Below are 25,457 nucleotides of genomic sequence, written 5' to 3' on the forward strand. Positions count from 1 at the left end.
GGCACCGATTGGATTTTTTTCTCTGTTCATGATTATAATGAGGGATGGAGAGAAATATAGAAAAAGGTGGTGATGGGCATGGGATATTACGATGATCATTATGAATCGCACGGTCAAACGAGACGAACACGGCGCGGCGGCTCGTTTGCCTCGGCGTTCGTCGGCGCCATACTGGGAGGCGGGCTCGTGCTCCTTTCGATTCCAGCGCTTTCCCGTTGGGACATTCTCCCATACAATGTTGCCCCTTCCGAGCAAGCTGGCGGAGAAGAGCGGGCAGGGGACAATGGCACCCCTCCCATCCAGCAAAGCGTTTCTGTTGACGTGACCACAGCGGTCACGAAAGCCATCGCTCAAGTGTCGGATGCCGTTGTTGGCGTTGTCAATATTCAAGCGGCAGGCTTCTGGTCACAAGGTGAAGAAACCGGCGTTGGATCGGGGGTCATTTACAAAAAGGCGGGAGGAAGGGCGTTTATCGTCACAAACCATCATGTCGTTGAAAACGCAAGCCAGCTGGAAGTCAGCTTGAAGGACGGAACGAGGGTGCCGGCGAAGCTGCTCGGGAGCGATGTACTGATGGATTTGGCCGTGCTGGAAATTGAGGCGAAACATGTGAAAAAAATCGCCCAGTTCGGCAACTCTGACGCCGTGAAGCCGGGAGAGCCGGTCATCGCCATCGGCAATCCGCTCGGTTTGCAGTTCGCAGGCTCAGTGACGCAAGGCATCATCTCCGGAACGAACCGGACGGTGGAAGTGGATTTGGACCAAGACGGCAATCCCGACTGGAATGCCGAAGTATTGCAGACCGATGCGGCCATCAACCCGGGCAACAGCGGCGGCGCCCTTGTAAATATTAAAGGGCAAGTCATCGGCATTAATTCCATGAAAATCGCCCAAGAGGCTGTCGAGGGCATCGGTTTTGCCATTCCGATCAATGCCGCCATCCCGATCATTTCCGATTTGGAGCGATATGGTCAAGTGCGCCGCCCATATATGGGCGTGGAGCTTCGCTCGTTAAGCGACATTCCGTCATATCATTGGCAAGCGACGCTTCATTTGCCGGCAAACGTAACCGAAGGTGCTGCCGTTATTCAAGTTGTCCCGATGTCGCCAGCGGCCCAAGCCGGCTTGCAGCAATTCGACGTCATTGTGGCGCTTGACGGCGAGAAAATTCGCAACGTGCTCGATCTGCGCAAGTACTTGTACACGAAAAAGTCGATTGGAGACCGGATGGACGTAACGTTTTACCGCGATGGGAAAAAACGGACAGTTACTTTAAAACTGGCGCGTGAATCGTATTAAACAAAGAAGAAGGAGCGAGACCGCTCCTTCTTTCCGTGAAAACGCCGAACCGGCACGGATTTTCATCCTTGGGTGGAGGGCGGGGCGCGCCGCCCATGGAACGTTTCTGTGAAAATGCCGCGCTGGCACGGTCGAGGGCAGATCGCTGCCCCTGGAACTTTTCCATGAACGAACCGGTTGGCTGGCACGGATTCCTGCTCATAAACGGGCGATAAGGAGGGGGAAGCGATGATATTCACATGTGAAGAACATATTGATGCCGCCATTGATGAATATGTGGATGAAACGGAACGAGCCCCTGACTTGGCCCCTGTGGATAACGATGAAAACAGGTGTTGGTTTTGCGGGAAGAGGGCCATATATGTAGTAGGAAGCTAATATTTTTACACAATATGTGGATATATATTGTGTATATGTGGATAAATGTTGTTGATAAAGTGTTTACAAGGTGGGGATGGATTGTGCATATTTGCATTGCCGCTGTGGGTAAGTTGAAAGAGACCTACCTAATCGCTGGAGTGAATGAATATAAAAAGCGGTTATCCCCGTATGCCAAAATCGAGATCATCGAGGTGGCGGACGAAAAAACTCCCGAGCGGGCGAGTCCGCTTGAAGAGGAACGAATCAAAGAGCGAGAGGGAGAGCGGCTGTTGGCTCACATCCCTGACAGCGCCTATGTGATCGCGCTGGCTATCGAAGGGAAGATGAAATCGTCCGAGCAGTTTGCTGCCCATCTCGATGAGCTGGCGACCTACGGGCAGAGCAACATCGCTTTCGTCATCGGCGGCTCGCTCGGCTTGAGCAGACGAGTGATGGCGCGTGCCGATGAGGCGCTGTCGTTTTCAAAAATGACGTTCCCCCATCAGCTGATGCGGCTCATTTTGCTCGAGCAAATTTACCGCGCCTTCCGCATCAACCGGGGGGAGCCGTATCATAAGTAAGACAGGTCGTTTCGTAAACAAAGCGGGCTGAGCTCGGCGTTCGCCTCGGGTGATAGCCGGGTTTTTCGCTTGTTCCGGTTGGCCGGTGCGCTGGCGAGGGGATGGAAAAGGAGCGGCCTGACTAGGCAGCTCCCCCACATTGGGCAGACACTTTGTTTTTGCCGCTTTCTTTTGAGCGAAGCAATAAATGATCGGCATAAATGTACGCCTTTTCGATTGACATCGTCCCCTCGGCTCGAAAAAAGTAAAGACCAAAGGACGATGTATACGATACGGTCTGTTTGCTCATCCCATAATCGACAAACACCGTGCTGCGTTGCACCGCTTTTCGCATTTCTTCCACAAGTTGGATGCATTGTTCAAAGGTGCGATGGCGCAAAAACATCGTAAATTCCTCGCCGCCGCTGCGGAATAGAAAATCTTCTTCTTGCAAAAATCGTCTCAAGATTGAGGTAAAGTGGCGGATGACTTCATCGCCGACCGCGTGATTGTATGTGTCATTAATTCTCTTAAAATTGTCGATGTCGGCGACGACAACGCCGATCCATTCCCCTGTTCCGTTTAGCTTGGCAATCGTTTGGTCCATGAAGGCGCGGTTGTGGACGCCGGTCAAAAAGTCGGTATAAGCCATTTTTTCAAAATGGTCGCGCTCGAGCTTATGCTGGATGCTTTGTGACTTGGAAAAAAAGGAGCGGCTGACGAAATAGTTGAGCAGAAACAAGCATAAAAGCATGTCCCAGCGCTGCTCTTGCAAAAAGAGAAACAGCAAGCCATTGGTCAGCGCGGTTTTAGCCATATCAGCCCAGCTTCTCGTTTTAATAAAATCGAGAGCTTCGCGCCTTGTTTGAATGTCGCCTGTTATGTAGAAAATGACGATTAAGCAACAGTCAGTCAAGAAGGAAACGGTCACAACAAGCAGGAAGATCAGCAGCCAAAATCCGATGAACGGAACGGTCTCAAACAGTGGAGCCAAGAAGCTGTATATGGCAAATGCCAGCGAATTGAATGTCACAAACGAGCCGATGTTGTACAGCGTGTGCAGCCATTCATCAGGCTCCGCGGTTTTCAAGTACTTTTTCGTCCCATGCTCTGTCAAGCGAAGCAACGCCTCGAACAGAAACAGTCCAAGCGGGCCGGCAAACAAGGCGAACGACAGGCTATAGTTGATGCCGTAGTCGACCGGAATGTTGTTTTTCGTTTTGTCGACGACGCGCAAATGCGAATATAAGCTCGAAAACACCCAATAAACCAACAAGGCAACGGCATAAGTGCGATCAAGGACGGGCGGCTCGGACACAGCAACGATGATGATCGAAACGAAAAAAAGGATGAAAATCACTGGTCGCGCTTGAAATAACATCTCAACTCTCTCCTATGATCTGACCTCTGACCACTTTTGGGCTGGCGAAACAACGCCAAAGAAAAGGATGGCTAACCACCATGGCAGCGCGTTCCCGGTCACCGTTTGAGCGGCGGCAGGCGGCAGCGGGCGGTGAAGACGGGGCCCAAAGGCATGAATATGTTCTTATTTGGAGCAAACAAACGAGCAGTTAAGTCTATTATAGTACTATATACATAATTGTGAAAATAGACAGAATGGCATGGTTTTTCGACTTTTTTCGCGAAATTTGACATGAACCCCAAAGCCAGGGAGGGGAAAAATGTGAAAATTGTCATTGCTCCTGATTCATTTAAGGAAAGTCTTTCGGCGCTCGAAGTCGCTGAGGCGGTGGAGCGTGGGTTTCGCGCCGTGTTTCCGGAAGCGGACTATGTGAAAGTGCCGATGGCCGATGGCGGGGAAGGAACCGTACAATCGTTGGTTGACGCAACGAATGGCCGCTTGATAAACGTCGAAGTGACAGGACCGTTAGGCGACCCTGTGCCGGCGTTTTTCGGCTTGCTTGGCGACGGAAAGACAGCGGTGATTGAAATGGCGGCCGCCTCGGGACTCCACCTTGTTCCCCGCCATCGCCGCAATCCGCTGCTGACGACGACGCGCGGAACAGGGGAATTACTTCGTGCGGCGCTCGATGCCGGGGCGACTCGCTTGGTGATCGGCATTGGCGGCAGTGCGACGAACGACGGGGGAGCGGGCATGGTGCAAGCGCTAGGTGGACGGCTGTTGGATCGCGACGGCCGCGACATTGGTCCGGGAGGAGGCGCTTTGGCCGATCTATATGCGATTGACCTTTCTGGGCTGGATCCACGCCTTGAAGACGTTTGCATTGAGGTCGCTTGTGACGTCGAGAATCCGCTTACGGGGCCGAACGGCGCGTCCGTCATCTTTGGCCCGCAAAAAGGGGCGACGCCCGACATGGTCGCCGTTCTCGACCGGAATTTGGCGCATTATGCGGATGTCGTCGAGCGCGAACTCGGGAGGCGGGTCGGCGACATCCCGGGCGCTGGTGCGGCGGGTGGCTTAGGAGCGGGATTGCTGGCGTTTCTAAAGGCGCGGTTGAGGCGCGGCGTCGATCTTGTGATCGAAGCCGTCCAACTAGCAGAACGCGTCAAAGACGCTGATTTGGTGATCACGGGCGAGGGACGGATCGATGGACAGACGGTTTTCGGCAAAACGCCAATCGGTGTCGCGAAAACAGCGAAACGGTTTGGCGTCCCGGTCATCGGCATTGCCGGGTCATTGGGCGAAGACAGTCATGTCGTGTTGGATCACGGCATTGACGCATTGTTTACGATTGTTCCTGGCGTCGTGCCGCTTGACAAGGCGCTGGAGCAGGCGAAACAGTATGTGGTGCAGACGGCGCGACACATCGCTGCGGTGTATCGTCTCGGCCAAAGCAGAGGGTGAGGACTAGGGAAAAAAAGAAAGCAGGCGCCCGTGCGAAACGACGGAGCGCCTGTTCCTTATCTAGCAGAGACATTGGTGCTAGGCGCGGCGAGCACGGCCCGTTTATTTGCCTGCCCGCGGCCATGAGGCGATCGCCTCGAGTGTCCCTTGGATCGTGAAGCAGCCGAATTGGTGCGGTAAAATCAAATGGTCCCCGTAGCGAAGCGGATAAGCGCGCCCATTGTGGATGAGTTCGCCTTCGCCCCGGAGGATGCTGACGATGAGAAACGGCTTTGTCTGCGCTGACGTGAACGTGTCATGGATGTTCCATTTTTGGACGCCAAAGTAATCCCCCTCCACGAAGGTCGTCACCGTTGCCCCCGGAAACTCGGCGACATAGGGGCGAACATCGGCGTCGCGGTGCGGAACCGTGGTGACATCCAGCGCTTTTTCCAGATGGAGTTCGCGTTTCCGTCCGTGGCTGTCGACGCGGTCGTAGTCATAGACGCGGTACGTTGTGTCGGAGCTTTGTTGCGTCTCGAGAACGAGCGTTCCTTCGCAGAGCGCATGGATCGTGCCGCTCGGGACATAGAAAAAGTCACCGGGCTGAATGGGCACTTTCCGGAGCAGGCGGTCCCACTCCCCCGCCTCCATCATGGCGCGCAGCTGTTCCTTCGTTTCCGCATAATGGCCGTAAATCAACTCGGCCCCCGGCTTGCAGTCAATGATGTACCAGCACTCCGTTTTGCCGAGTTCCCCGCCCTCATGTGTCTTCGCGTAGTCGTCATCCGGGTGAACTTGCACTGATAAATCAGCGTTCGCATCCAAAATTTTTGTCAATAGCGGAAAACGATCCGATGGAAAATGGCCGAACAAGTCGCGGCGTTCCTCCCAAAGTTGTCCCAGTGTGATTCCGGCAAACGGTCCCTGGGCGATTTTGGTCTGGCCATGCGGATGAGCCGATACCGCCCAACATTCCCCCGTTTGCGCGGATGGAATCTCATATCCGAATCGTTCGGCCAACTTTGTGCCGCCCCAAATCCGTTCTTGGAATACAGGAGTGAGAAAAATCGGTTCAAAATCCATGCGTCATCCCTCCCGAAAACGTCATGCCGATGCCATCCTTTATCCATTTTTATCTTACCATGAATGGCGCCAGCGGCAAATGAAAACGGTAAGCTCGTTGGACTGCAGGGCATGCGTGAATCGGGATCAACTTTCCATTCGTCATGTCGCGTCCCATTCGATGCGGCGCAGCGGGCGCGTCGCTGGACCTTCGACGACGGCGCCATCGACCGAGAAGCGTGAACCGTGACATGGGCAGTCCCAAGTTCGATCCCCGCCGTTCCACTCCAATTCGCAGCCCATATGGGTGCATGTCGTATCGACAACGTGGAGCATTCCTGCCTCGTCTTTGTAGGCACCAGCTCGTTTTCCGTTGACCGCAACAACCGCCCCTTCGCCGCGCGCCAAATCTTGCGGCCGGCGGCTGACTGGCTCTATTTTCCCGGCCAACAAGTGTTTGGCGACATCTAGATTGGTGGTGAAAAATTGTTTCACACTCGGGTCAGCGTAAAAACGCGATGGGGAATACAAATCGCGATACCGGTTGTCGCGGCCGAGAATGAGATCGGACAGCAGCTGTCCGGCGGCAGTGCCGTTTGTCATTCCCCATTTTCGATATCCTGTCGCGACATAAATCGTCGGTGTGTCCGCTGTCATCGGGCCGATATACGGCACTTTATCGAGCGTCGTCAAGTCTTGGGCTGACCAGCGATAACGGATGTCCTTCACCGTAAACAGCTGAGAAGCGAATGAGGACAGCGCCTCGTAATGATGCATTGTCGGTACACCTTGGCCGGTTTTATGGTTCTCGCCCCCGATCAAAATCAGCGTCTCACCGTTGGCGGCAACGGAACGAATGGAGCGCTTCGGATCGTCGGCGCTTAAGTACATCCCGCCCGGATACGGCTCGGCGACCGTGACTCCCAATACGTATGAACGTTCGGCGTACATGCGCGAAAAGTAAAATCCCCCATCGTAAAACGGAAAGTGGGAGCAAATAGCGACATGGTCGCACGCAATCCGCCGCTTGTTTCGGGTGATGACAGCCAACCGCTTCCCTTGTTCGATGTCTGCAGCGGGCGTATGTTCATAAATGGCGCCACCGGCGTTGACGATGACTTCAACAAGCTTGAGTAAATACGTAAGCGGATGGAACTGCGCCTGTTTTTTCATTACGACCGCCGCTGTCGCTGGCAGCGGCAGAGGAATCGAATCGACAAAAGCGCCCTCAATGCCGAGCTGTTCGTACGCCTCCCACTCTTTCACAAGTTTGGGTAAAGAGGAGGAAGATGTTGTATAGACGTAGGCATCTTGTTCGCCAAAATCGCAATCGATTTCCCGGCTTTCGACGGTAAGGCGGATGAAGCGGAGCGCATCCATGCAAGCGTCGTAATAAAGGCGCGCTTTTTCCGCGCCAAAGTGACTGATCAGTTCATCGTAAATAAGATCGTGTTGAGCGGTGATTTTTGCCGTCGTATGGCCCGTTGTTCCGTTGAGCAATCGATCGGCCTCGACAAGAGCGACACGGACTCCTTGCGTGGCGAGCAAATAAGCGGTCGTAATTCCGGAAATGCCGCCGCCGATCACCGCAACATCAACGGAAATGTCTTCGTCAAGCGTTGAAAACGACGGAAGCGGAACGGAATCGCGCCAGTATGGTTCCACAGCTGAAGGAAGAGATGACATGGATGAAACCTCCTTAACTGTCCACAGTCTCGTTTTTGGTAGTTTGCTCTCGGTTATGGCGTGTTATTCCACCTATCCACACCCGTTTCTTTTTTCGCAACCGTCCGCAACGGCAGGAAAAGATGATACAATAGAAAGAAAAGAGGAAAAAAGATTTTGTGAAAATAATGTTAAAGGAAGATCAGAAGTGAATAAATATACAAACCCGTTTCATGATCGCGCCCATTCATGGGCCGACAGTCTGATTTTGGAACATTACAGCGTAAGCGAGCTCAACTTTGAGACCGTCAATCACTATCGGGAGCGGTTTGCGCGGGTGAAGCCCGACCATCCGTGGAACGGCCTCGAGACAAAAGAATTTTTATACAAAATCGGAGCGTGGGGCAAACTGCGCGACAGCAGCAAAGAAGGGTTGACCCTCGCCGGATTGTTGATGTTCAGTGAAGAGCGGATCATCACCGAGGTGCTCCCGCAGTACTTTTTGGAGTATCGGGAGCATGCGGAGCGGGCGGAAGCCGGTTGGATGAAGCGCTTCACCTCGCAAGACGGAACGTGGTCGGGAAACGTCTACGACTTTTATTTTCGCGTGCTCGCTGAAGCGGAGCGCCACGTTTGGTCAGAAGAAGGGCGGATGGTGCTGCGGGAGGCGTTGGTCAACGCGCTTGTCCATGCGGATTATGGGGAGGAAGGCGGCATCATCGTAGAGAAGGACGGCGCTTCGTTTCGCTTTGCCAATCCCGGGCGGTTTCGCATTCCGATTGAGGCGGCGATGGCTGGGCAAATGAGCAACTTGCGCAACCCGAATATTTTTAAAATGTTTTTGCTGATCGACGTGTGCAAACGGGCCGGCTCCGGTTTGAAACGGATGAGTGACGGCTGCGGACGGACGCTCGCCGCTCCGGTCGATATTTCGCAACAAACCGCTCCCGACCGGACGATCGTGACACTATGCTTGTTGCCGTTTCCAGAAGAAACGAGCGCCACAATTGAAACAGGGATAGACGAAGTTGTGCAACAGATCGAACAAGAATGGATGGAATCAGGCGAGTTGGATCGCGATGAAAACTTCGTAAATAACACTCCTAACTCCATAAATATAAAGCCCAACTTCGTTAATAACGAACCAAACTACGTAAATAGCGGGTCTAACTTCGTAAGCAAGGCCGAAAACTCCTTAAATAGCGATGCCAACTCCATGAATATCTCGCCCAACTCCGTAACTAAACCGCCCAACTCCGTAAACAGCGCACCCGACTTCGTAAGTAGCGAAATCGGCATCGGCGGTACGGATGAAGAAGAAGAGGCGGTTGATGAACGGTTGTGGAAGATGGCGGAATTGGCGCGGCGAAAAAAGCGGCTCGCCCCAGCGGTGATGGAGGAATTGATCGTTCGTTTATGCCATGAACGGCCGCTTCGTTTAAAAGAACTGGCGGCACTGTTGGAGCGAACGCCGGACGGGCTGCGCAACAACTACTTAGGGAAACTATTAGAGGAAGGAAAAATTCGTCTCCAATATCCGGATCAGCCCAATCACCCGCGTCAGGCGTACATCGGAGCCGACAAGAAGCAACTTGGTCGGCATGAGTGAGGAAACTGGACCGATGTGCCGGAAGAAGGTTGAAAATCGGATCGGTCGGTGAACGATTGGAAAGGAACGAAAAAGCCGACAAGTGCCGCCGGTGGCAACAACTCATCGTCTTGGAAACGAAAACGTCGATCGCGCAAACGAAGTGTAAGAAAAGCGAAAAGGAGAGGGTGTCCCAAAAGGATCGGGATACCCTCTTTCATTGCTATATACGTGCTGACTGCTTCTGTTGCACGACATGTTGTGTCTATCGTGAAAATACCTGCCATTCGAACATAGGCAAAGGGATGTTCATCCTTCTGATGGTGACGAAATTGTTTCATCAAGGAAGTTATCTTGAAGACAGTCAACCTTTTGGATTAAGCTTTCCTCTCATTGCTAATATAAAGCGGCTGCTGCACGGCAATGGGCGACTATTTTGAGAACAGTCAACCGTTTTGGTCAGTCTCGTTTTTCTGAATGATGCCGGCGAAACGGTCGGCGCTACGATCTCCGTCTGTCTAGGGAGGCCGTTCGAGGGGGCGTTTCGTTTTTCAGCCGGCTTGTTTTTTCGATTCACGGTTGTGCTGACGACGATGCATGCCTTTTGCGAAATATACTGCTGTCAAGAGAAGGAGCCAAGCCGGACCAACCAATAAAGCGATGCGTGTATCCGGGAAGTATGCCATCAAGGCGACCACCGCGAGCAAAAAGGCCAATGAGACGTACGTGCTGTACGGATAAAACGGCAGCTTGAACGCGAGCCGCTTCACTTGTTCGGCGTTGAGCTGCTTGCGGAACTTCAGCTGCGACAGCAAAATCATCGCCCACGTCCAAATCGCGCCAAATGTCGCCACGCTTGTCACCCATTGAAACACTTTTTCCGATACATAGTTCAAGTAAACGCCGACCAGCATCGCCACGGCGGTGACAATCAAGGCAACGCCGGGAATGCCGCGGCTCGTTAGGCGGCCAAACGCCTGTGGGGCCTCTTGTTGTTCGGCGAGGTTAAACAGCATTCGGCTCGTGCTGAAAATGCCGCTGTTGCACGACGACAGGGCGGCCGTTAAGACGACAAAGTTAATGATGCCAGCCGCGGCGTGAATGCCGATTTTTTCAAATGTCAGCACAAACGGGCTCCCTTTTTCGCCGATTTCGTTCCAAGGATAAATGGACATGATGACAAACAGGGCGCCGACATAGAAGATCAAGATGCGCCAAAAAACGCTGTTGATCGCTTTGGTCAATGATTTTTGCGGGTTTTTGACTTCGCCGGCGGTGACGCCGATCATTTCGATGCCTAGATAGGCGAACATCACCATTTGTAGTGACATCAAAACGCCGCCGATTCCATGCGGGAAAAAGCCACCATGTTTCCAAAGGTTGCTGATGCCGGTGGCAACGCCCCCGTTGCCGATACCGAAAGCAATCATGCCAAAACCAATGACAATCATGGCAACGATCGTGACAATTTTGATGAAAGCAAACCAAAACTCAAACTCCCCGTAGGCTTTGACAGCAAGAAAGTTGACCAATGTCATGACCATTAATGCCGCGAGCGCCCACGCCCAGCGCGGCGTGTCTGGAAACCAAAATTGCATGTAAATGCCGACGGCAGTGATTTCCGCAATGCACGTAACGACCCATAAAAACCAATAATTCCAGCCGGTCAAGTAGCCGGCCAGCGGGCCTAAATATTGGTAAGCGTAGCGGCTGAATGAGCCGGCGACCGGATGGTCAACGGCCATTTCCCCTAGCGCGCGCATAATGAAAAACATGACGACACCGCTTAGCGCATACGCGAGTAAAATCGCCGGGCCTGCCATTTCAATCGCCGAGGCCGAGCCAAGGAACAGGCCGACGCCGATGGCGGCGCCGAGCGACATCAGTGAGATATGCCGTTCTTCCAATCCGCGATGCAATTGCGGCTGTTTTTGTTCCATTTCTTTTCCCTCCTTAAAAACTAAGAATATCAAAATCATTTTCTAAAAAACGATTATTAAAACGCTTACAATAAAATATTAATTGATATAATAACTATTTGTAAACGGGCAATGGTTTCTAATTGATATTTAAAAAATAGTTTGAATAATATTTAAAAATAATGGAATTGCGCCCTTTGCGCCCTCTTTTGTACAATGGAAAACACAAAAAGAGAAGCGGAGGTTAGGCAGATGGAAGAACGGGAGGCGAAGGCGATCGTTGAACAGCTCCAAAAAGAAGGGCTGCTCACCGAATCGACGCGCCCGGTTTGGGAAATGATTTTGCCGCGTCGGCTTCAGCGGATGCATGAGGTGCTGAACGAGCGCACCCGCTACATTACCGTGATGATGGAGGCGGTTGACGATCCGCACAATCAGGCCGCGGTGCTGCGGACGGCGGAAGCGTTTGGCGTCCAAGATGTTTCCATTGTAGCCGGAAGGGCGCCGTTTGCTCCGAACCGGCTTGTGACGCGCTATGCCGATCAATGGTTGACGTTGCATCAAAAGCCGGATGTGCAAACGGCGGTCGCCGACTTGAAGCAGCGCGGCTATCAAGTGTACGCAAGCTATTTGGGCGACGGAGCGGTTCCGCTCTCCGCCATCGATTTGTCGCGGCCGACGGCGCTGCTGTTTGGCAACGAGCACCGCGGCGTGTCGGAAGAGGCGCTTCGCCTAGCGGACGGAACGTTTATCATTCCGATGCACGGGTTTGTGCAAAGCTTTAATATTTCCGTCGCCGCCGCGTTGGCCCTCTATGATGTCACGGAACGGGCGCGCCGCCAAGTCGGTGAGCGCTACTATTTGTCGTTTGAGGAGAAACGGGCGCTTTATGAACAATGGATGTGGCAGACGTTGCAGCCGCGCATCCGCAAACAGCTGGAACAACGAGGATATACGATGGGGAAAGGCGGACAGCCGGGTTCCTTTCAGTAAGGATGCCCGGCTGTTTTGCTTTGGACGGTCTCCGCATTCGTCCTGTTCGCGTTGGGACATTGCCCATATAAGGCACGGGAGGAAAACGGCTGTTCAAGTTTGTCCGCCTTTCCCATGTTGCCTAATAGAGGAAAAGAAGTGGCGATTTCTTGAACAATGATTGAACAGTTTGTGACAAATGTTTTGCTGATTTATGAATTTTTCCTTTTGTTCATTTCAACGATTTTCAATTTTGATATGGTAGAAACAAAGAAGAAGTGACATCGAATCGCTCTGTTTGATCGGAGCGGATAAAGGGGGATTGACAGCGATGAAACGGGCAAAATGGCGGGCGTTGCTGATGGTGCCGCTTTTCCTTTTTCTTGGAGGCTGTGTGGAGCGCACAGCTGTGCTCAATCCGCAAGGGCCGGTGGCGCGCACGCAGTATGATTTGATCATGTGGTCGATCGGTTTTATGTTGTTGATTATTGTGGTTGTTTTTACGTTGTTTGCCGTTTTTCTGATCCGTTATCGCGAAAAGCCGGAAAACGCTGATTATGAGCCGCCGGATGAGGAAGGGAATACGCTGCTTGAGATCGTCTGGACGGCCATTCCGATTTTGATTGTCGCTGCACTCGCTGTTCCGACGGTGAAGGCGACGTTTGCCTTGGAAAAGCCGCCGACGGAGAAAGTGAAGCCGATCACGATTCATGTAACGGCGGCAAACTGGAAGTGGATTTTTAGCTATCCGGGAGAAAACATCGAGACGGTCAACTACGTTCATATTCCAGCCGGTGTGCCGGTCAAGTTTAAGCTGACTTCCGTCGGGCCGATGAACTCGTTTTGGGTGCCGGAATTGGGCGGCCAAAAATACGCGATGGATGGCATGGAGACCGAGCTGATTTTGCAAGCGGACAAACCCGGTTCTTACATGGGGCGGAGCGCCAACTTTTCCGGGGAAAAGTTCGCCCATATGGAGTTTGAGGTCGTCGCGCAAACGGGAGCTGACTTCCGCAAATGGGTGAAGGAAGTGAAACAAACCGCCCCGAAGCTCGATGAGAAAACATATACGCAAATTTTAAAACCGGGGCTTGTTGGGCGGATGACGTTTTCGAACACTCACTTGGAGTGGATCGACCATGCCAAGCAAAACAGCCACCATGAAAACGGTCATTCGAAGGGTCGCGAGCATCAACGGGATGACGGCATGTCTGAAGGTCACCATCATGGAGAGTAGGAAAGGAGGAGCGAACCGATGAAGTGGAGCGAGTTTTTTGTCACCGGCGAGCCGCTCATTTATGCGGCCGATGTGGCGATCGTTTTAACGATGATCGGCATTGTGTTTGTATTGACGTACTTTAAAAAGTGGAAATGGCTGTGGGACGAATGGCTTACGACCGTTGACCATAAAAAAATCGGGGTTATGTACATTATTTGCGCCGTCCTCATGCTGTTCCGCGGGGGCGTCGATGCGCTTTTGATGCGGGCGCAGCTGACCGCTCCGAACATGAAATTTCTTGATGCCCAGCACTATAATGAAATTTTCACGACGCACGGGACGATTATGATTTTGTTTATGGCCATGCCGTTTATCATCGGTTTGATGAATATCGTCGTTCCGCTGCAAATCGGGGCGCGCGACGTCGCGTTTCCGTATTTGAACGCGTTGAGTTTTTGGCTCTTTTTCTTCGGGGCGTTGCTGTTTAACATTTCGTTCGTCATCGGCGGATCGCCGGATGCCGGATGGACGGCGTACTTCCCGTTGGCCGGGAACGAATTCAGCCATGGCGTTGGCAACAACTACTACGCCGTTGCCTTGCAAATTTCCGGGATCGGGACGCTCATGACCGGGATCAACTTCCTTGTCACGATTTTAAAAATGCGCGCGCCCGGCATGACGTTGATGCGCATGCCGATGTTTACGTGGACGATTCTTATTACGTGCGTGCTCATTATTTTCGCTTTCCCGGTTTTGACGGTCGCCTTGGCGCTAATGACGTTCGATCGCGTATTTGACACGCAGTTTTTCACGATGGCCAACGGCGGCATGTCGATGCTGTGGGCGAACTTGTTCTGGATTTGGGGCCACCCGGAAGTGTATATCGTGATTTTGCCGTCGTTCGGCATTTTTTCGGAAGTCGTCAGCACGTTTGCGCAAAAACGGCTGTTTGGCTATAAAGCGATGGTCGGTTCGATCGTCGGGATCGCTTTCTTGAGCTTTATCGTTTGGGTGCACCATTTCTTTACAATGGGTGCGGGGCCTGCGGTGAATTCAGCGTTCTCGATCACTACGATGGCGATCGCCATTCCGACCGGGGTGAAAGTGTTTAACTGGTTGTTTACGATCCGTAAAGGAAAAATTCGTTTTACGACGGCGATGCTTTGGTCGCTGGCGTTTATTCCGAATTTTGTCATCGGCGGTGTGACAGGGGTGATGCTGGCGATGGCGGCGGCCGATTACCAGTATCATAACAGCTATTTTCTCATCGCCCACTTCCATTACGTGTTGATCGCGGGGACGGTGTTCGCCTGCTTTGCCGGCTTGCACTACTGGTATCCAAAAATGTTTGGCCATATATTGAACGAGCGGCTCGGCAAATGGACGTTTTGGCTGTTTATGATCGGCTTTAACGTCTGCTTCTTCCCGATGTATTTCCTCGGACTGATGGGGATGACGCGCCGCATGTACACGTACTCGGACGGTCTCGGCTGGACGCCGCTGAACGTTGTCGCGACTGTTGGGGCGGTGCTGATGGGCATCGGATTTATCGTGCTTTGCTATAACATTTATTACAGCGCGCGCTACGGCGAGCGCGACATGACCGGCGACCCGTGGAACGGGCGGACGCTCGAGTGGGCGACGGCATCGCCGCCGGTGCATTACAATTTCCCGGTGACACCGGTGGTGGAAGATATCGATGCATATTGGGTGATGAAGAAAAAATATGGCGGCTTCCACGTGAAAGAAGAGGATTTGAAGCCGATCCATATGCCAAGCAACTCAGGACGTCCGTTTTGGATGTCGGTGGCATTTTTCGTCGCCGGATTCGGCCTTGTGTTCAAATGGTTTGCGCTAGCGATAGCAGGTGCGCTGTTCATTGTGCTCGGGTTGATTCTTCGCTCGTTTGAAGACGATGACGGCTACTATATTCCGGTTGATGAGATTAAACGGATGGAACGGGCGGCGCGAAAGGGGGCGTAACGAATGGGAGAAGCGGCACATCGTTATGATGAAACAATGCCATTGGAGTATCGGACACAAGAGAGTCGGTTGAACATATTGGGCTTTTGGATTTTCCTCGGGGCGGAAGTCGCGTTGTTTGCGACGCTGTTTGCGACGTATCTCGTCTTGTTTCAACGGACCGGCTCCGGACCGACGGCAGGCGAGCTGTTTGAGGTAAAAGACGTTTTGATTGAAACGCTGTTGCTGTTAACGAGCAGTTTTACGTGCGGGCTGGCCATTTTTGAAATGCGGCGCGGCCGCATGAGCGGGCTGATCGCTTGGCTGCTTGTCACGCTGCTGCTTGGCGCGGGGTTCATCACATTTGAACTTCGCGAGTTCATCCATTACGTCCATGAAGGGGCGACGATGCAGACGAGCGCCTTTCTGTCCAGCTTCTTTGTGCTTGTCGGCACGCACGGCGCCCACGTCAGTTTAGGGATCGCTTGGATGATTCTCATCATTATTCAGCTCCTCCAGCGAGGGTTGACGGCGAAAACGGCTCGCAAAGTGTTTATTGTCAGCTTATATTGGCACTTTTTGGACGTCGTTTGGATTTTCATCTTCACGCTCGTCTATTTGTTAGGGATGGTGATCTAACATGGGCGCGAACAGCCATCAAGAATCATTTCCGTGGAAACATATCATCGGGTTTTTGTTGTCGCTCGTTTTGACGTTTGCGGCGCTTTGGGTGGCGCTCTCGTCCGGGCTGCCGCTCAAGGCAGTCATTGGCATCATTGTGCTGTTTGCCGTCATCCAAGCCAGCTTGCAGCTGTTTATGTTCATGCACGTCAACGAAAGCGACAGCGGCCGCATGCAGACGTTCAATATGATGTACAGTTTCTTTATCGCGGTTGTCGTTGTCGCCGGTTCGATTTGGGTCATGCAGTTTGTGTTGTAGAGCGAAGCTGGCCGAGTCCACGGCCAGCTTTTTTCTATCCTAAAAGACGAGGCGAAAGCACGGCGTTTCCGCCGTAAAAAAGCGTCTTGCCTTCAATGGGGCAAGACGCGTTTACAATACTTTGGACAAAAATGCTTTCGTCCGCTCGTGCTGCGGGCGATCAAACAACTCTTTCGGCTTTCCTTCTTCGACGATGTAGCCGCCGTCCATAAACAAGACGCGGTCGCCGACTTCGCGGGCAAAGCCCATTTCATGGGTGACAACGACCATCGTCATCCCTTCATTGGCCAGCTGCTTCATGACCGAGAGCACTTCGCCGACCATTTCCGGGTCAAGCGCTGACGTCGGTTCGTCAAAGAGCATGATTTTCGGTTCCATGGCGAGCGCACGAGCGATGGCGACACGCTGCGACTGTCCGCCGGAAAGGGAATCCGGATAGGCGTGCGCTTTATCTTGCAAGCCGACTTTGGCGAGCAGCTCCATCGCCTTCGCTTCCGCTTTTTCACGCGGCCATTGACGCACTTTCATCGGCGCCAGCGTAATGTTGTTGAGCACCGTCATATGCGGAAACAAGTTGAAGCGTTGAAACACCATGCCGACTTCTTCCCGCACTTTATTTAAATTCGTGTCTTTCGCCTTCAAATTGAGGCCGTCAATGATAATTTCCCCTTCATCGAAATCCTCAAGGAGATTTAAGCAACGCAAAAACGTCGATTTCCCCGAACCCGACGGACCGATGACCACGACGACTTCTCCTTCGCGGATATGGACGTCGATTCCTTTCAATACTTGAAGCGAACCAAACGATTTTTTCAGTTGCCGTACGTCGATCATTGGGTCGAATACTTCCTTTCAAGATAATGTGACAGCTTGCTTAAAGACAATGTCAAAACAAGATAAACGAACGCAACGGTCAAATACGGCTCCCAGACGCGATAATATTCGCCGGCGGCCGCTTTTCCCCAGTACATCATTTCCGGAGCGGCGATGACCATCCCGAGCGACGAATCTTTAATCAAAACGATAAACTCGTTCGCAAACGGTGGAATCATTCGCTTCAACGCCTGCGGCAAGATGATGTAACGCATGGCTTGCGCGTGGGTCATCCCGAGCGAGCGGGCGGCTTCCATTTGTCCCTTATCGATCGATTGGATGCCGGCGCGGAAAATTTCTGCTACATAGGCAGCCGAGTTCAGCGACAGCGAGACGGCCAATGAAACGATGGCGTTTGGTTCGGCAAGCAAGAGCGGCATGGCGCCGAAATGGACGAGCAAAATTTGCACGACGAGCGGCGTGCCGCGGAAAAAGTTGATGTACCAAGTAAAGGGAAGGCGGACGAGCGGATGATGGGCCATTTTGCCAAGGCCGATGAACAGGCCGAGGATGAGGCCGAAGATGATGCCGACCAATGACACGCCGATCGTCGCCAGCAGCCCTTGGAAAAAGTAAGGCGCATACTCAACAATAATGTCAAAACGGAAATCCATTGATCTCACCTTTCTCTACGAAAAATGCGTAACTTGCTGGCAGTTACGCATGTTTCTGTTTCGTTTGTTCACGATGATTGACCTAGGCGTTGGATATTCGGTTCTTTATTAAACCATTTTTTGTAAATTTCCGTGTATTTGCCGCTGTCGATCACTTTCTTTAATGCGTCGTCCACTTTTGCTTTTAACTCGCTGTTTTTCGGGAAGATCATTCCGTAATATTCCGATGCAAAGTTGTTCGGGTCTTCGATGACTTTCAACTTTTTCGTTGGGTTGTTTTTGACGTATTCATTAGCGACGGCGTTGTCTGTAATGACCGCTTCCACACCGCCGTTTAACATTTCCATAATCGCGACAACGGTCGTTTCAAATTTTTTGATGTGGTTGCCTTTGCCAAACAATTTTTCAGCCGCTTCTTGCCCTGTAGTCGCGTTTTGCACACCGATCGTTTTTCCTTTCAGATCAAGGGCGTTTTTCACCGGGCTGTTTTCTTTGACTAAGATGACTTGCGTCGCTTCAAAGTACGGTGCTGAGAAATCGTACGATTGTTTCCGTTCATCCTTAATCGTGATGCCGGAAATGCCCATATCGACTTCTTTGCTTTGTAGCGCGGCGAACAGCGGATCCCAGCCGATGTTTTTCAGTTCATAGTCCAAACCGGCTTCTTTCATGACTGCGTCGAGAAGATCGACGTCAAATCCGACAATCTTTCCTTTTTCCATGTACTCAAATGGTGCGAACGCCGCGTCCGTTCCGACAACGATTTTTTTCTTTGCTTCCCCTTCGCTTCCCGACGGTGAGCTTGTTTCTTTCGACTTGCTGCCGCACGCGGCGAGCGCCATCATCAGCGCAACCACGATGGCTGCAAACAAACTTTTCTTCTTCCACATCTTATAAAAATCCCCCTTTGGAATCATGGTCGATGAACGATTATCATACTATCAATATTTTTTTGATTATGCAATAGGTTTTATAAAAATAATTGTTTGAACATTTTGGTACCTCCGTATAAATGGGGAAAATCTTGTATTTATCAAGTGTTTTGTTTGGTTTTCCAAAAGGTAGTCGTGGGATTAAAATCGAAAATGAATTTTTATAAAATAACTTCTAGTTGGACAAGACGGCAAAAGGTAAATGTCGAACTTTACTGAATATTATATCAAAAGAAAACCCTGCAAGCAATGGTTTTATTGATTGGTATTTTTACCGCTCTTCACTAAAAGTTGTGCTTGACTGGTTCAACCCATGCCATCTTTCCTTCTGTTAACGAATCAACAATTTTAAGGCGATGCGAAAAGAAGTCTCACTTGCCAAGGACACGTTGTGGCAACGAACCATTTTTGTTGCCCTATGGAAAAAAATAAAACTATTGTGTAAATACTATTAATTTCGTTATGATGAAAGTGGTGATAAGACAGCCAAGGGAAGGGGAATCAGCATGGTTTTATTTTCAGTCATTGTCTACTTAATCGGCATGCTGTGGATCGGCTATTGGGCGTATAAACGGACGTCGAATTTGTCCGATTATATGCTTGGCGGCCGCACGCTCGGGCCGGCGGTCACGGCGTTAAGCGCCGGAGCCTCTGACATGAGCGGCTGGCTGTTGATGGGGCTGCCGGGAGCCATGTACGTGGACGGAGTAAGCGCTGCTTGGATCGTCATTGGCTTGACGCTTGGCGCTTATGCAAACTGGTTGTTCGTTGCGCCGCGTCTGCGCGTCTATACGGAAGTGGCGAACGATTCGATTACGATTCCAGAGTTTTTGGAAAACCGTTTCGGTGATCGAACGAAGTTGTTGCGAATGGTATCAGGAATCGTGATCATGGTCTTTTTCACTTTTTATGTCTCATCGGGCCTTGTCTCGGGCGGCGTGCTGTTTGAAAACTCGTTTGGCGTCAGCTATCATACGGGCTTGTGGATCGTCGGCGGCGTTGTGGTTGCGTATACGTTGTTTGGCGGCTTTTTGGCCGTCAGCTGGACCGATTTTGTACAAGGAACAATTATGTTCATCGCGTTGATTTTGGTGCCGGCGGTGACGCTGTTCCATACGGGCGGGCCTGTGAAAACAATTGGCCTTATTCGTGATATTGATCCGAATTTGCTGAATCTGTGGAAAGAGACAAGTTTTCTTGGCATCATCTCGTTATTCGCTTGGGGGCTTGGATATTTTGGCCAGCCGCACATTATCGTTCGTTTTATGGCCATTAAGTCAATTAAAGAAATGAAGAACGCTCGCCGCATCGGCATGGGTTGGATGATTTTCTCGGTCGTTGGGGCGATGTTGACGGGACTTTTTGGAATCGCTTACTTTTCGCAGCGCGGTATGAAACTTGATGACCCGGAAACCGTGTTTATTCAGCTCGGTCATATTTTGTTCCATCCGATTATTACTGGGTTTTTGCTGGCGGCGATTTTGGCGGCGATTATGAGCACGATTTCATCCCAGCTGCTCGTCACCTCGAGCTCACTAACCGAAGACTTGTATAAAGTCGTATTCCGCCGCGCGGCTTCGGATCAGGAGCTTGTCTTTGTCGGGCGTCTGTCTGTTCTTCTTGTCGCCGTCGTCGCGACGGCGCTGGCGTACACGAAAAACGACACGATTTTAAACTTGGTCGGCTATGCGTGGGCCGGATTCGGCGCCTCGTTTGGACCGGTCATTTTGCTTAGCTTGTTCTGGCGGCGGATGACGAAATGGGGGGCGCTCGCCGGCATGGTCGCCGGGGCGTTGACAGTGATTCTTTGGACGCAATCCGCCTACTTAAAAGAGCTGCTGTATGAAATGATCCCGGGGTTTGCGGCTGGACTGGCAGCGATTGTCATCGTCAGCTTGCTGACGAAGGAGCCAGAACGGAAAGTAGCGGAACAATTTGATCGATTCAAGCAGCTGCTGTCCTAAAAAATAGGCAAAAAGGGTGTCTCTTGCGCAGGGGCACCCTTTTTGTTGTTTCGGACTATTTCACTGGATCCCAATCCGGGTACAAGTCGCCGCGCTGGTCGCGCCATGGCGCGACCGATCCTTTCTAGCACATATCGAATTATTTTCCATAGAGTCCCTGCATTGCTTCATTCCGCGGTGGGGGAAGACAAGGCCGAAGAAGCCTTGCCTATTGTTCCCCGTAGCGGCGGTAAGCGCCGTGATGCGTCGGCCCGACGTATTCGTTTAACGGGAACGAATGGCGAATGGCGGCGGTGATGAACGCTTTGGCCGTGGCAATGGCGTCTTTCACCGGACGGCCTTTGGCCAGTTCGGCGGCGATGGCGGCCGAGAACGTGCAGCCGGCCCCGTGCGTATACGTCGTGTCAATCCGTTCCGATTCGAGGAGTTCAAACGTTTTGCCGTCATAAAGGACGTCCACGGCATAGTCATGCGGAATTTTCCGCCCGCCTTTGACGATGACATATCGGGCGCCGAGTTCATGAATGCGCCCAGCTGCTTCCTTCATGTCCTCGATCGTTTCAATGCGCGGCAGACCGGACAGTTGCGCGGCTTCAAACAAGTTCGGCGTCACGACGGCGGCTTTTGGCACGAGCGTTTCCCGGTAGCACACCGTATTTTCCGGGTGGAGCGGCTCATCCGCCCCTTTGCACACCATCACCGGGTCGACGACCGCGTTTTTCAATCCATGTTTTTCAATGGTGCGCGCCGCCAATTCAATGATATCGGTTGTCGGAAGCATGCCTGTTTTTAAGGCATCAATCCCGACGCCGACGATGATCGTCTCCAGCTGGGCTTCAATCGTCGCCAAATCCACCGGGAAGACTTGATGCGCCCAACGGTTGTGCGGATCCATGGCGACGATGGTCGTGATCGCCGTCATGCCGTACACGCCAAGCTCTTGGAATGTTTTCAAGTCCGCCTGCAGCCCGGCGCCGCCGCTGCTGTCCGAACCGGCGATGGTTAATGCTTTCGGCATGGTCATCGTCATCACTCCTTTGTTTCAAAAGATGATATCAGGAAGTCGACTTCAAGGACGAAATCGTTGCTCTCCATCGAAGCAAGAATCGCCAAACTTGAGCGAACGTGCGACGCGGTTTCTTTCCTGTTTGCGAAATCACTAGAAGGCCGGTGATTTACTTGCTCAACCGCTTTTCCCAATCGTTTCTCAAGTAGAAAAAACTTGTTCCATCAGCCCTGATGTTTACACTTCAATCATTCATCAAGGCAAACAGTGGTTTTTCACCAACCTTCTAGAAGGATGGTGAAAAACAGCAACCGCCCCTAGCCCGCGGCGGATGACGTGAAACGAGAAGCCCGTGCCACAAGGGTTCTCCATTTGAGAAACAAGGCGGTGAAGCAACCCATCCCTTTCATCACCGCCCTTCTAGAAGGCCGGTGAAAAACGGCTGAGTCCCTTCATCAATAATGGGAGAACACGTGAAAAGCAGAGTCGATGCACCAAGGTTTTTCTCGCTGCGAAGTGACATTGCCAAGCCGTATCTAAGATTCAATCACCAGCCTCCCAAGGTTCGTAGTAGGAAAACCAACGCCGTTTGGCAAGATTTCGCTACTGGCAAAGAGGCGATTTTGTGCTCTTGTTTTCCCATCCCATCAAAGGGCGATTTGGCTTTCGTTGTCCCATTCCATCAAAGGGCGATTTGGCTTTCGTTGTCCCATTCCATCAAAGGGGCGGTTTGGCTTTCGTTGTCCCATCCCATCAAAGGGGCGGTTTGGCTTTCGTTGTCCCATCCCATCAAAGGGCGATTTGGCTTCCGTTTTCCCGTCCCCATCACAGGATTCGTCAAACGCGATCGGTTGTTTTCCGGGGGCGGTAACATTTTTCAAGCGCCGCCGCTTGTTTTTCCGGAAAGTTCATGGCTTGCTATTTTCATTATACACGGTCCGCTTTGCCGAACGAAAACGATTTGGCATGACAAACGGGTATAAAAAAGAGGGTGTCCTAAAAGGATCGGGACACCCTCTTTCGTTGCTCGATATACGTGCTGACTGCTTCTGCCGCACGAGCGGTTGTGCCGATCTGGAAGGCAGCCAACCTTTTCGGTCAGGCCCATCGGTGATGGCGATTGAGCAGGTGGCCGACCGAGGGCGCTACTGGCCGCGTCCATTCGCGATTAGTTGGCGGCCAATGTTTTGCCAAGCGCTTCGCGGGCCGGGACGTAGCGGTAGCCGAGGTCGCGGGCGACCGCTTCGTACGTGATTTCGCCGTTGGCGACGTTGACGCCAAGCTCAAGCGCCGGGTTGTCTGCAATGGCTTGGGCGACGCCTTTATTGGCGATTTGCAAGGCGTACGGCATCGTAACGTTCGTCAAGGCGATCGTCGAGGTGCGCGGGACAGCACCGGGCATGTTGGCAACGGCGTAATGAACGACGCCGTGCTTGACGTAGGTCGGGTTGTCATGGGTCGTGACGTGGTCGCTCGTCTCGACGATGCCGCCTTGGTCGATGGCGACATCAACGATGACCGAACCCGGCTTCATCGCTTTCACCATGCCCTCGGTGACGAGCTTCGGCGCCCGTGCGCCCGGGATCAGAACCGCGCCGATGACAAGGTCAGCCTCGGCGACCGCTTCAGCGATGTTCATCGGGTTGGACATGAGCGTCGTAATTTGGTTGCCAAAAATGTCGTCAAGCTCGCGGAGACGATCAGCGTTCAAGTCGATGATCGTCACGTCCGCGCCAAGGCCGACGGCGACTTTTGCTGCGTTCGTGCCGACAACCCCGCCGCCGATGATCGTCACTTTGCCGCGGGCGACGCCAGGGACGCCGCCAAGCAAAATGCCTTTGCCGCCGTATGGTTTTTCCAAAAATTGCGCCCCGATTTGCGCGGCCATCCGCCCGGCGACTTCGCTCATCGGCGTGAGCAGCGGCAGCGTGCGGCCGACTTGCACCGTCTCATAGGCAATGGCAATGACGCCGCTTTCTTTTAAGGCGCGCGTCAATTCCGGATCAGCGGCCAAATGCAAATAGGTGAACAAAATGAGACCTGGGCGGAAATAGCCGTATTCGCTTGGCAGCGGCTCTTTCACTTTCATCACCATATCGGCTTGCGCCCAAACATCTTCCGCCCGCTCGATGATTTGTGCTCCGGCCCGGGCGTAATCGCTGTCGCTGAAACCGCTTCCAATACCTGCCTCTTTCTCGATCAGCACCGTATGTCCTGCCTGAACGAACGACAACACGCCAGCTGGCGTAATGGCAACGCGGTTTTCGTTATTTTTAATTTCTTTTGGCACTCCAATAATCATCAGTACCGTTCCTCCTCGTCAAAAGTAGCCTTACTTATAGTATAAAAGAGGAAACAAGAGCCCGGCATTGTTCAAAAAAGAGAAAGAAGCGCCCGGTTTTTGTGGATTTCCACAAATTCAACCGCGCGCTTCATACTTGGCCAATTTAATATCGATGTATAATTTGATTTTTTGGTTCATGTTATGGAGATCCAGTTCCGCGATGTCAGCGATCCGCTTCAGTCGATACGTGAGCGTGTTCGGATGAACATTGAGAACGTCGGCGGTTTCTTGCACGTTTTCATTATGGTCAAAAAACGTTTCGAACGTTTTCACCAAGTCGCTCTGGTGTTTCTGGTCGTACGATTGCAGCTTTGTTAACGCCGGGTTGGTCCATTCCCCTTGCCGCTTTTGTTCAAGCAAAAAATCAAAAAATTGATAAATGCCAAGCTGGGCATAGCCGTAAATGGACTTCATTTCATCGCCGAGTTTTTCTTTCAACGCCAGCACGGCGAGCGCTTCGCGGTAGCTTTTTTCAATGAGGCGGTAGCCGCCATATACGCCGCCAAACCCGCATTGCACCTCATGGATGTGAAACCGTTCTTTCATTTTGGCGGCGAATGACTCGATGAACCGTTGAAGCTCTTTCAACGGCTGTTCGGTTTTCGGCGCCGCCAGCAAAATGACGTCGCGGCCGTCGGTCGTGTAAAGAGGGAGCGGAAGCTGCTGGGTCGTTTGCAGCAGGTAGGAGATTTGCCGCTCCATTTCATTCGTCAAATCAGCCGCAAAGCGGAAGACGACAACGGCAAACGGCGGCGCTGCCGTCATTTGCATCGCGGCAAGATGGGCGCGGATCTCGTCTTCGGTCGCGATATGGCCGGTGAGCAACTTCCAAAACAGCTCTTGCACCCGCTCTTCTTTTTTGTTTTTGCGCATATACAGCTGCAGCACTTTGTTTTTCGCCGCTTTGGCCGCCAGCTTCAGCCATTCCATTTCCTCAGGCGTGAGCGTCCGGTTCGTTTCGAGCACCCAAATGAAGCCGATCACCTCATCGTTTTTCCAAATCGAGACGGCGACGCGGCTGCCGAGGCCGACATCTTCAATGGGCGGCACGCGCACCGGCTCACGGCTTTTGAGCAACGCCGGGATGGCGCCCTGTTTCCATAAGCTGTTGATCACTTTTTCCGGCACGCGCCGGCTGATGATCGTCGCCGTCCGCGCGGGATCGGTGTAGTCATCGTGGGCGCTGTAGGCGATGAGGCGATGGTTGGCGTCTTCGATCGTCACCGGGCAGCGCAGCACGTCGCTGACGCGGTCGGCAAACTCCTCAAGGCTGTCAAACTCGCCGCGGAACGGATCATAATCGTTACGCATATCGTTTCCCCCGCATCGTCCATGTGATGGTAGTTTCATTTTATCATAATGTATTCTG

At 52.3% G+C, this 25,457-nt stretch carries 21 protein-coding genes; 11 read left to right on the forward strand and 10 right to left on the reverse strand.

Features of this window, described 5'->3' with window-relative positions; translation table 11 throughout:
• Window positions 1-78: 78 nt before the first annotated feature.
• The 3 genes from B4113_RS15885 to rlmH all read left to right on the forward strand — a co-directional run bounded on the left by B4113_RS15885 (window position 79) and on the right by rlmH (window position 2,240).
• Entirely contained in the window at window positions 79-1,299 is a 1,221-nt protein-coding gene (locus B4113_RS15885) for a S1C family serine protease (RefSeq protein ID WP_061912663.1), read from the forward strand.
• Window positions 1,300-1,527: 228 nt separating this feature from the next.
• Window positions 1,528-1,677, forward strand: coding sequence for a CxxH/CxxC protein (locus B4113_RS19180; protein ID WP_082799330.1), 150 nt, complete (start codon window positions 1,528-1,530; stop codon window positions 1,675-1,677).
• Between the two features lie 83 nt (window positions 1,678-1,760).
• Entirely contained in the window at window positions 1,761-2,240 is a 480-nt protein-coding gene (rlmH, locus tag B4113_RS15890; RefSeq protein WP_061912664.1) for a 23S rRNA (pseudouridine(1915)-N(3))-methyltransferase RlmH, read from the forward strand.
• 121 nt (window positions 2,241-2,361) lie between these two features.
• Here rlmH and B4113_RS15895 read toward each other — a convergent pair whose 3' ends face one another.
• Window positions 2,362-3,600 (reverse strand): GGDEF domain-containing protein, encoded by a 1,239-nt coding sequence (locus tag B4113_RS15895; RefSeq protein ID WP_061912665.1) that lies wholly within the window; start codon window positions 3,598-3,600, stop codon window positions 2,362-2,364.
• Window positions 3,601-3,903: 303 nt separating this feature from the next.
• On the opposite strand from B4113_RS15895, the gene B4113_RS15900 reads away from it, so the two are divergent.
• Window positions 3,904-5,046 carry a glycerate kinase gene (locus B4113_RS15900; RefSeq protein WP_061912666.1) on the forward strand — a complete coding sequence of 381 codons (1,143 nt, stop codon included), beginning with the start codon at window positions 3,904-3,906 and terminating at the stop codon, window positions 5,044-5,046.
• A 102-nt stretch (window positions 5,047-5,148) separates the two neighbouring features.
• On the opposite strand, the gene manA is transcribed toward B4113_RS15900, so the two are convergent.
• Together manA and B4113_RS15910 are read right to left on the reverse strand one after the other, a co-directional pair.
• Window positions 5,149-6,111, reverse strand: coding sequence for a mannose-6-phosphate isomerase, class I (manA, locus tag B4113_RS15905; RefSeq protein WP_061912667.1), 963 nt, complete (start codon window positions 6,109-6,111; stop codon window positions 5,149-5,151).
• 141 nt (window positions 6,112-6,252) lie between these two features.
• The gene (locus B4113_RS15910) at window positions 6,253-7,776 is read right to left on the reverse strand and encodes an FAD-dependent oxidoreductase (protein WP_061912668.1); all 1,524 of its coding nucleotides are present in this window, start codon (window positions 7,774-7,776) and stop codon (window positions 6,253-6,255) included.
• A 187-nt stretch (window positions 7,777-7,963) separates the two neighbouring features.
• Here B4113_RS15910 and B4113_RS15915 point away from each other — a divergent pair, with 187 nt between their 5' ends.
• On the forward strand, window positions 7,964-9,364 hold the full coding sequence (locus B4113_RS15915) for a hypothetical protein (protein WP_061912669.1): 1,401 nt from the start codon (window positions 7,964-7,966) through the stop codon (window positions 9,362-9,364).
• 530 nt (window positions 9,365-9,894) lie between these two features.
• On the opposite strand, the gene B4113_RS15925 is transcribed toward B4113_RS15915, so the two are convergent.
• Complete coding sequence (locus B4113_RS15925; RefSeq protein ID WP_061912671.1) at window positions 9,895-11,283, reverse strand: amino acid permease; 1,389 nt, start codon at window positions 11,281-11,283, stop codon at window positions 9,895-9,897.
• A gap of 231 nt (window positions 11,284-11,514) precedes the next feature.
• Between B4113_RS15925 and B4113_RS15930 the strand changes: the two genes are divergently transcribed.
• From B4113_RS15930 to qoxD, 5 genes are all read left to right on the forward strand, one after another.
• Window positions 11,515-12,255 (forward strand): RNA methyltransferase, encoded by a 741-nt coding sequence (locus B4113_RS15930; RefSeq protein ID WP_033842784.1) that lies wholly within the window; start codon window positions 11,515-11,517, stop codon window positions 12,253-12,255.
• A 310-nt stretch (window positions 12,256-12,565) separates the two neighbouring features.
• Window positions 12,566-13,471 (forward strand): cytochrome aa3 quinol oxidase subunit II, encoded by a 906-nt coding sequence (gene qoxA, locus B4113_RS15935; protein WP_033842785.1) that lies wholly within the window; start codon window positions 12,566-12,568, stop codon window positions 13,469-13,471.
• A gap of 18 nt (window positions 13,472-13,489) precedes the next feature.
• Window positions 13,490-15,436 carry a cytochrome aa3 quinol oxidase subunit I gene (gene qoxB / locus B4113_RS15940; RefSeq protein ID WP_033842786.1) on the forward strand — a complete coding sequence of 649 codons (1,947 nt, stop codon included), beginning with the start codon at window positions 13,490-13,492 and terminating at the stop codon, window positions 15,434-15,436.
• A 3-nt stretch (window positions 15,437-15,439) separates the two neighbouring features.
• On the forward strand, window positions 15,440-16,054 hold the full coding sequence (gene qoxC / locus B4113_RS15945; protein ID WP_033017978.1) for a cytochrome aa3 quinol oxidase subunit III: 615 nt from the start codon (window positions 15,440-15,442) through the stop codon (window positions 16,052-16,054).
• A gap of 1 nt (window position 16,055) precedes the next feature.
• Entirely contained in the window at window positions 16,056-16,355 is a 300-nt protein-coding gene (qoxD, locus tag B4113_RS15950; protein WP_033017979.1) for a cytochrome aa3 quinol oxidase subunit IV, read from the forward strand.
• Window positions 16,356-16,466: 111 nt separating this feature from the next.
• Here qoxD and B4113_RS15955 read toward each other — a convergent pair whose 3' ends face one another.
• The 3 genes from B4113_RS15955 to B4113_RS15965 form a co-directional block, all read right to left on the reverse strand.
• The gene (locus tag B4113_RS15955; RefSeq protein WP_033842788.1) at window positions 16,467-17,189 is read right to left on the reverse strand and encodes an amino acid ABC transporter ATP-binding protein; all 723 of its coding nucleotides are present in this window, start codon (window positions 17,187-17,189) and stop codon (window positions 16,467-16,469) included.
• The gene (locus B4113_RS15960; RefSeq protein ID WP_033017983.1) at window positions 17,186-17,842 is read right to left on the reverse strand and encodes an amino acid ABC transporter permease; all 657 of its coding nucleotides are present in this window, start codon (window positions 17,840-17,842) and stop codon (window positions 17,186-17,188) included. The genes B4113_RS15955 and B4113_RS15960 overlap by 4 nt, the downstream gene beginning before the upstream one ends.
• Before the next feature lie 68 nt (window positions 17,843-17,910).
• Window positions 17,911-18,732: a basic amino acid ABC transporter substrate-binding protein gene (locus B4113_RS15965; protein WP_033842789.1), complete on the reverse strand. Its 822-nt coding sequence runs from the start codon at window positions 18,730-18,732 to the stop codon at window positions 17,911-17,913.
• A gap of 548 nt (window positions 18,733-19,280) precedes the next feature.
• On the opposite strand from B4113_RS15965, the gene putP reads away from it, so the two are divergent.
• The gene (putP, locus tag B4113_RS15970; RefSeq protein ID WP_061912672.1) at window positions 19,281-20,738 is read left to right on the forward strand and encodes a sodium/proline symporter PutP; all 1,458 of its coding nucleotides are present in this window, start codon (window positions 19,281-19,283) and stop codon (window positions 20,736-20,738) included.
• A gap of 208 nt (window positions 20,739-20,946) precedes the next feature.
• On the opposite strand, the gene pdxK is transcribed toward putP, so the two are convergent.
• From pdxK to B4113_RS15990, 3 genes are all read right to left on the reverse strand, one after another.
• Complete coding sequence (gene pdxK / locus B4113_RS15975) at window positions 20,947-21,762, reverse strand: pyridoxine/pyridoxal/pyridoxamine kinase (RefSeq protein ID WP_033842792.1); 816 nt, start codon at window positions 21,760-21,762, stop codon at window positions 20,947-20,949.
• Between the two features lie 1,150 nt (window positions 21,763-22,912).
• Entirely contained in the window at window positions 22,913-24,046 is a 1,134-nt protein-coding gene (gene ald, locus B4113_RS15985; RefSeq protein ID WP_061912673.1) for an alanine dehydrogenase, read from the reverse strand.
• A 117-nt stretch (window positions 24,047-24,163) separates the two neighbouring features.
• Window positions 24,164-25,399 (reverse strand): CdaR family transcriptional regulator, encoded by a 1,236-nt coding sequence (locus B4113_RS15990; protein ID WP_061912674.1) that lies wholly within the window; start codon window positions 25,397-25,399, stop codon window positions 24,164-24,166.
• Between the last annotated feature and the right edge of the window lie 58 nt (window positions 25,400-25,457).

It is taken from the genome of Geobacillus sp. B4113_201601 (assembly GCF_001587475.1).
Taxonomy (GTDB): Bacteria; Bacillota; Bacilli; order Bacillales; family Anoxybacillaceae; genus Geobacillus; species Geobacillus icigianus.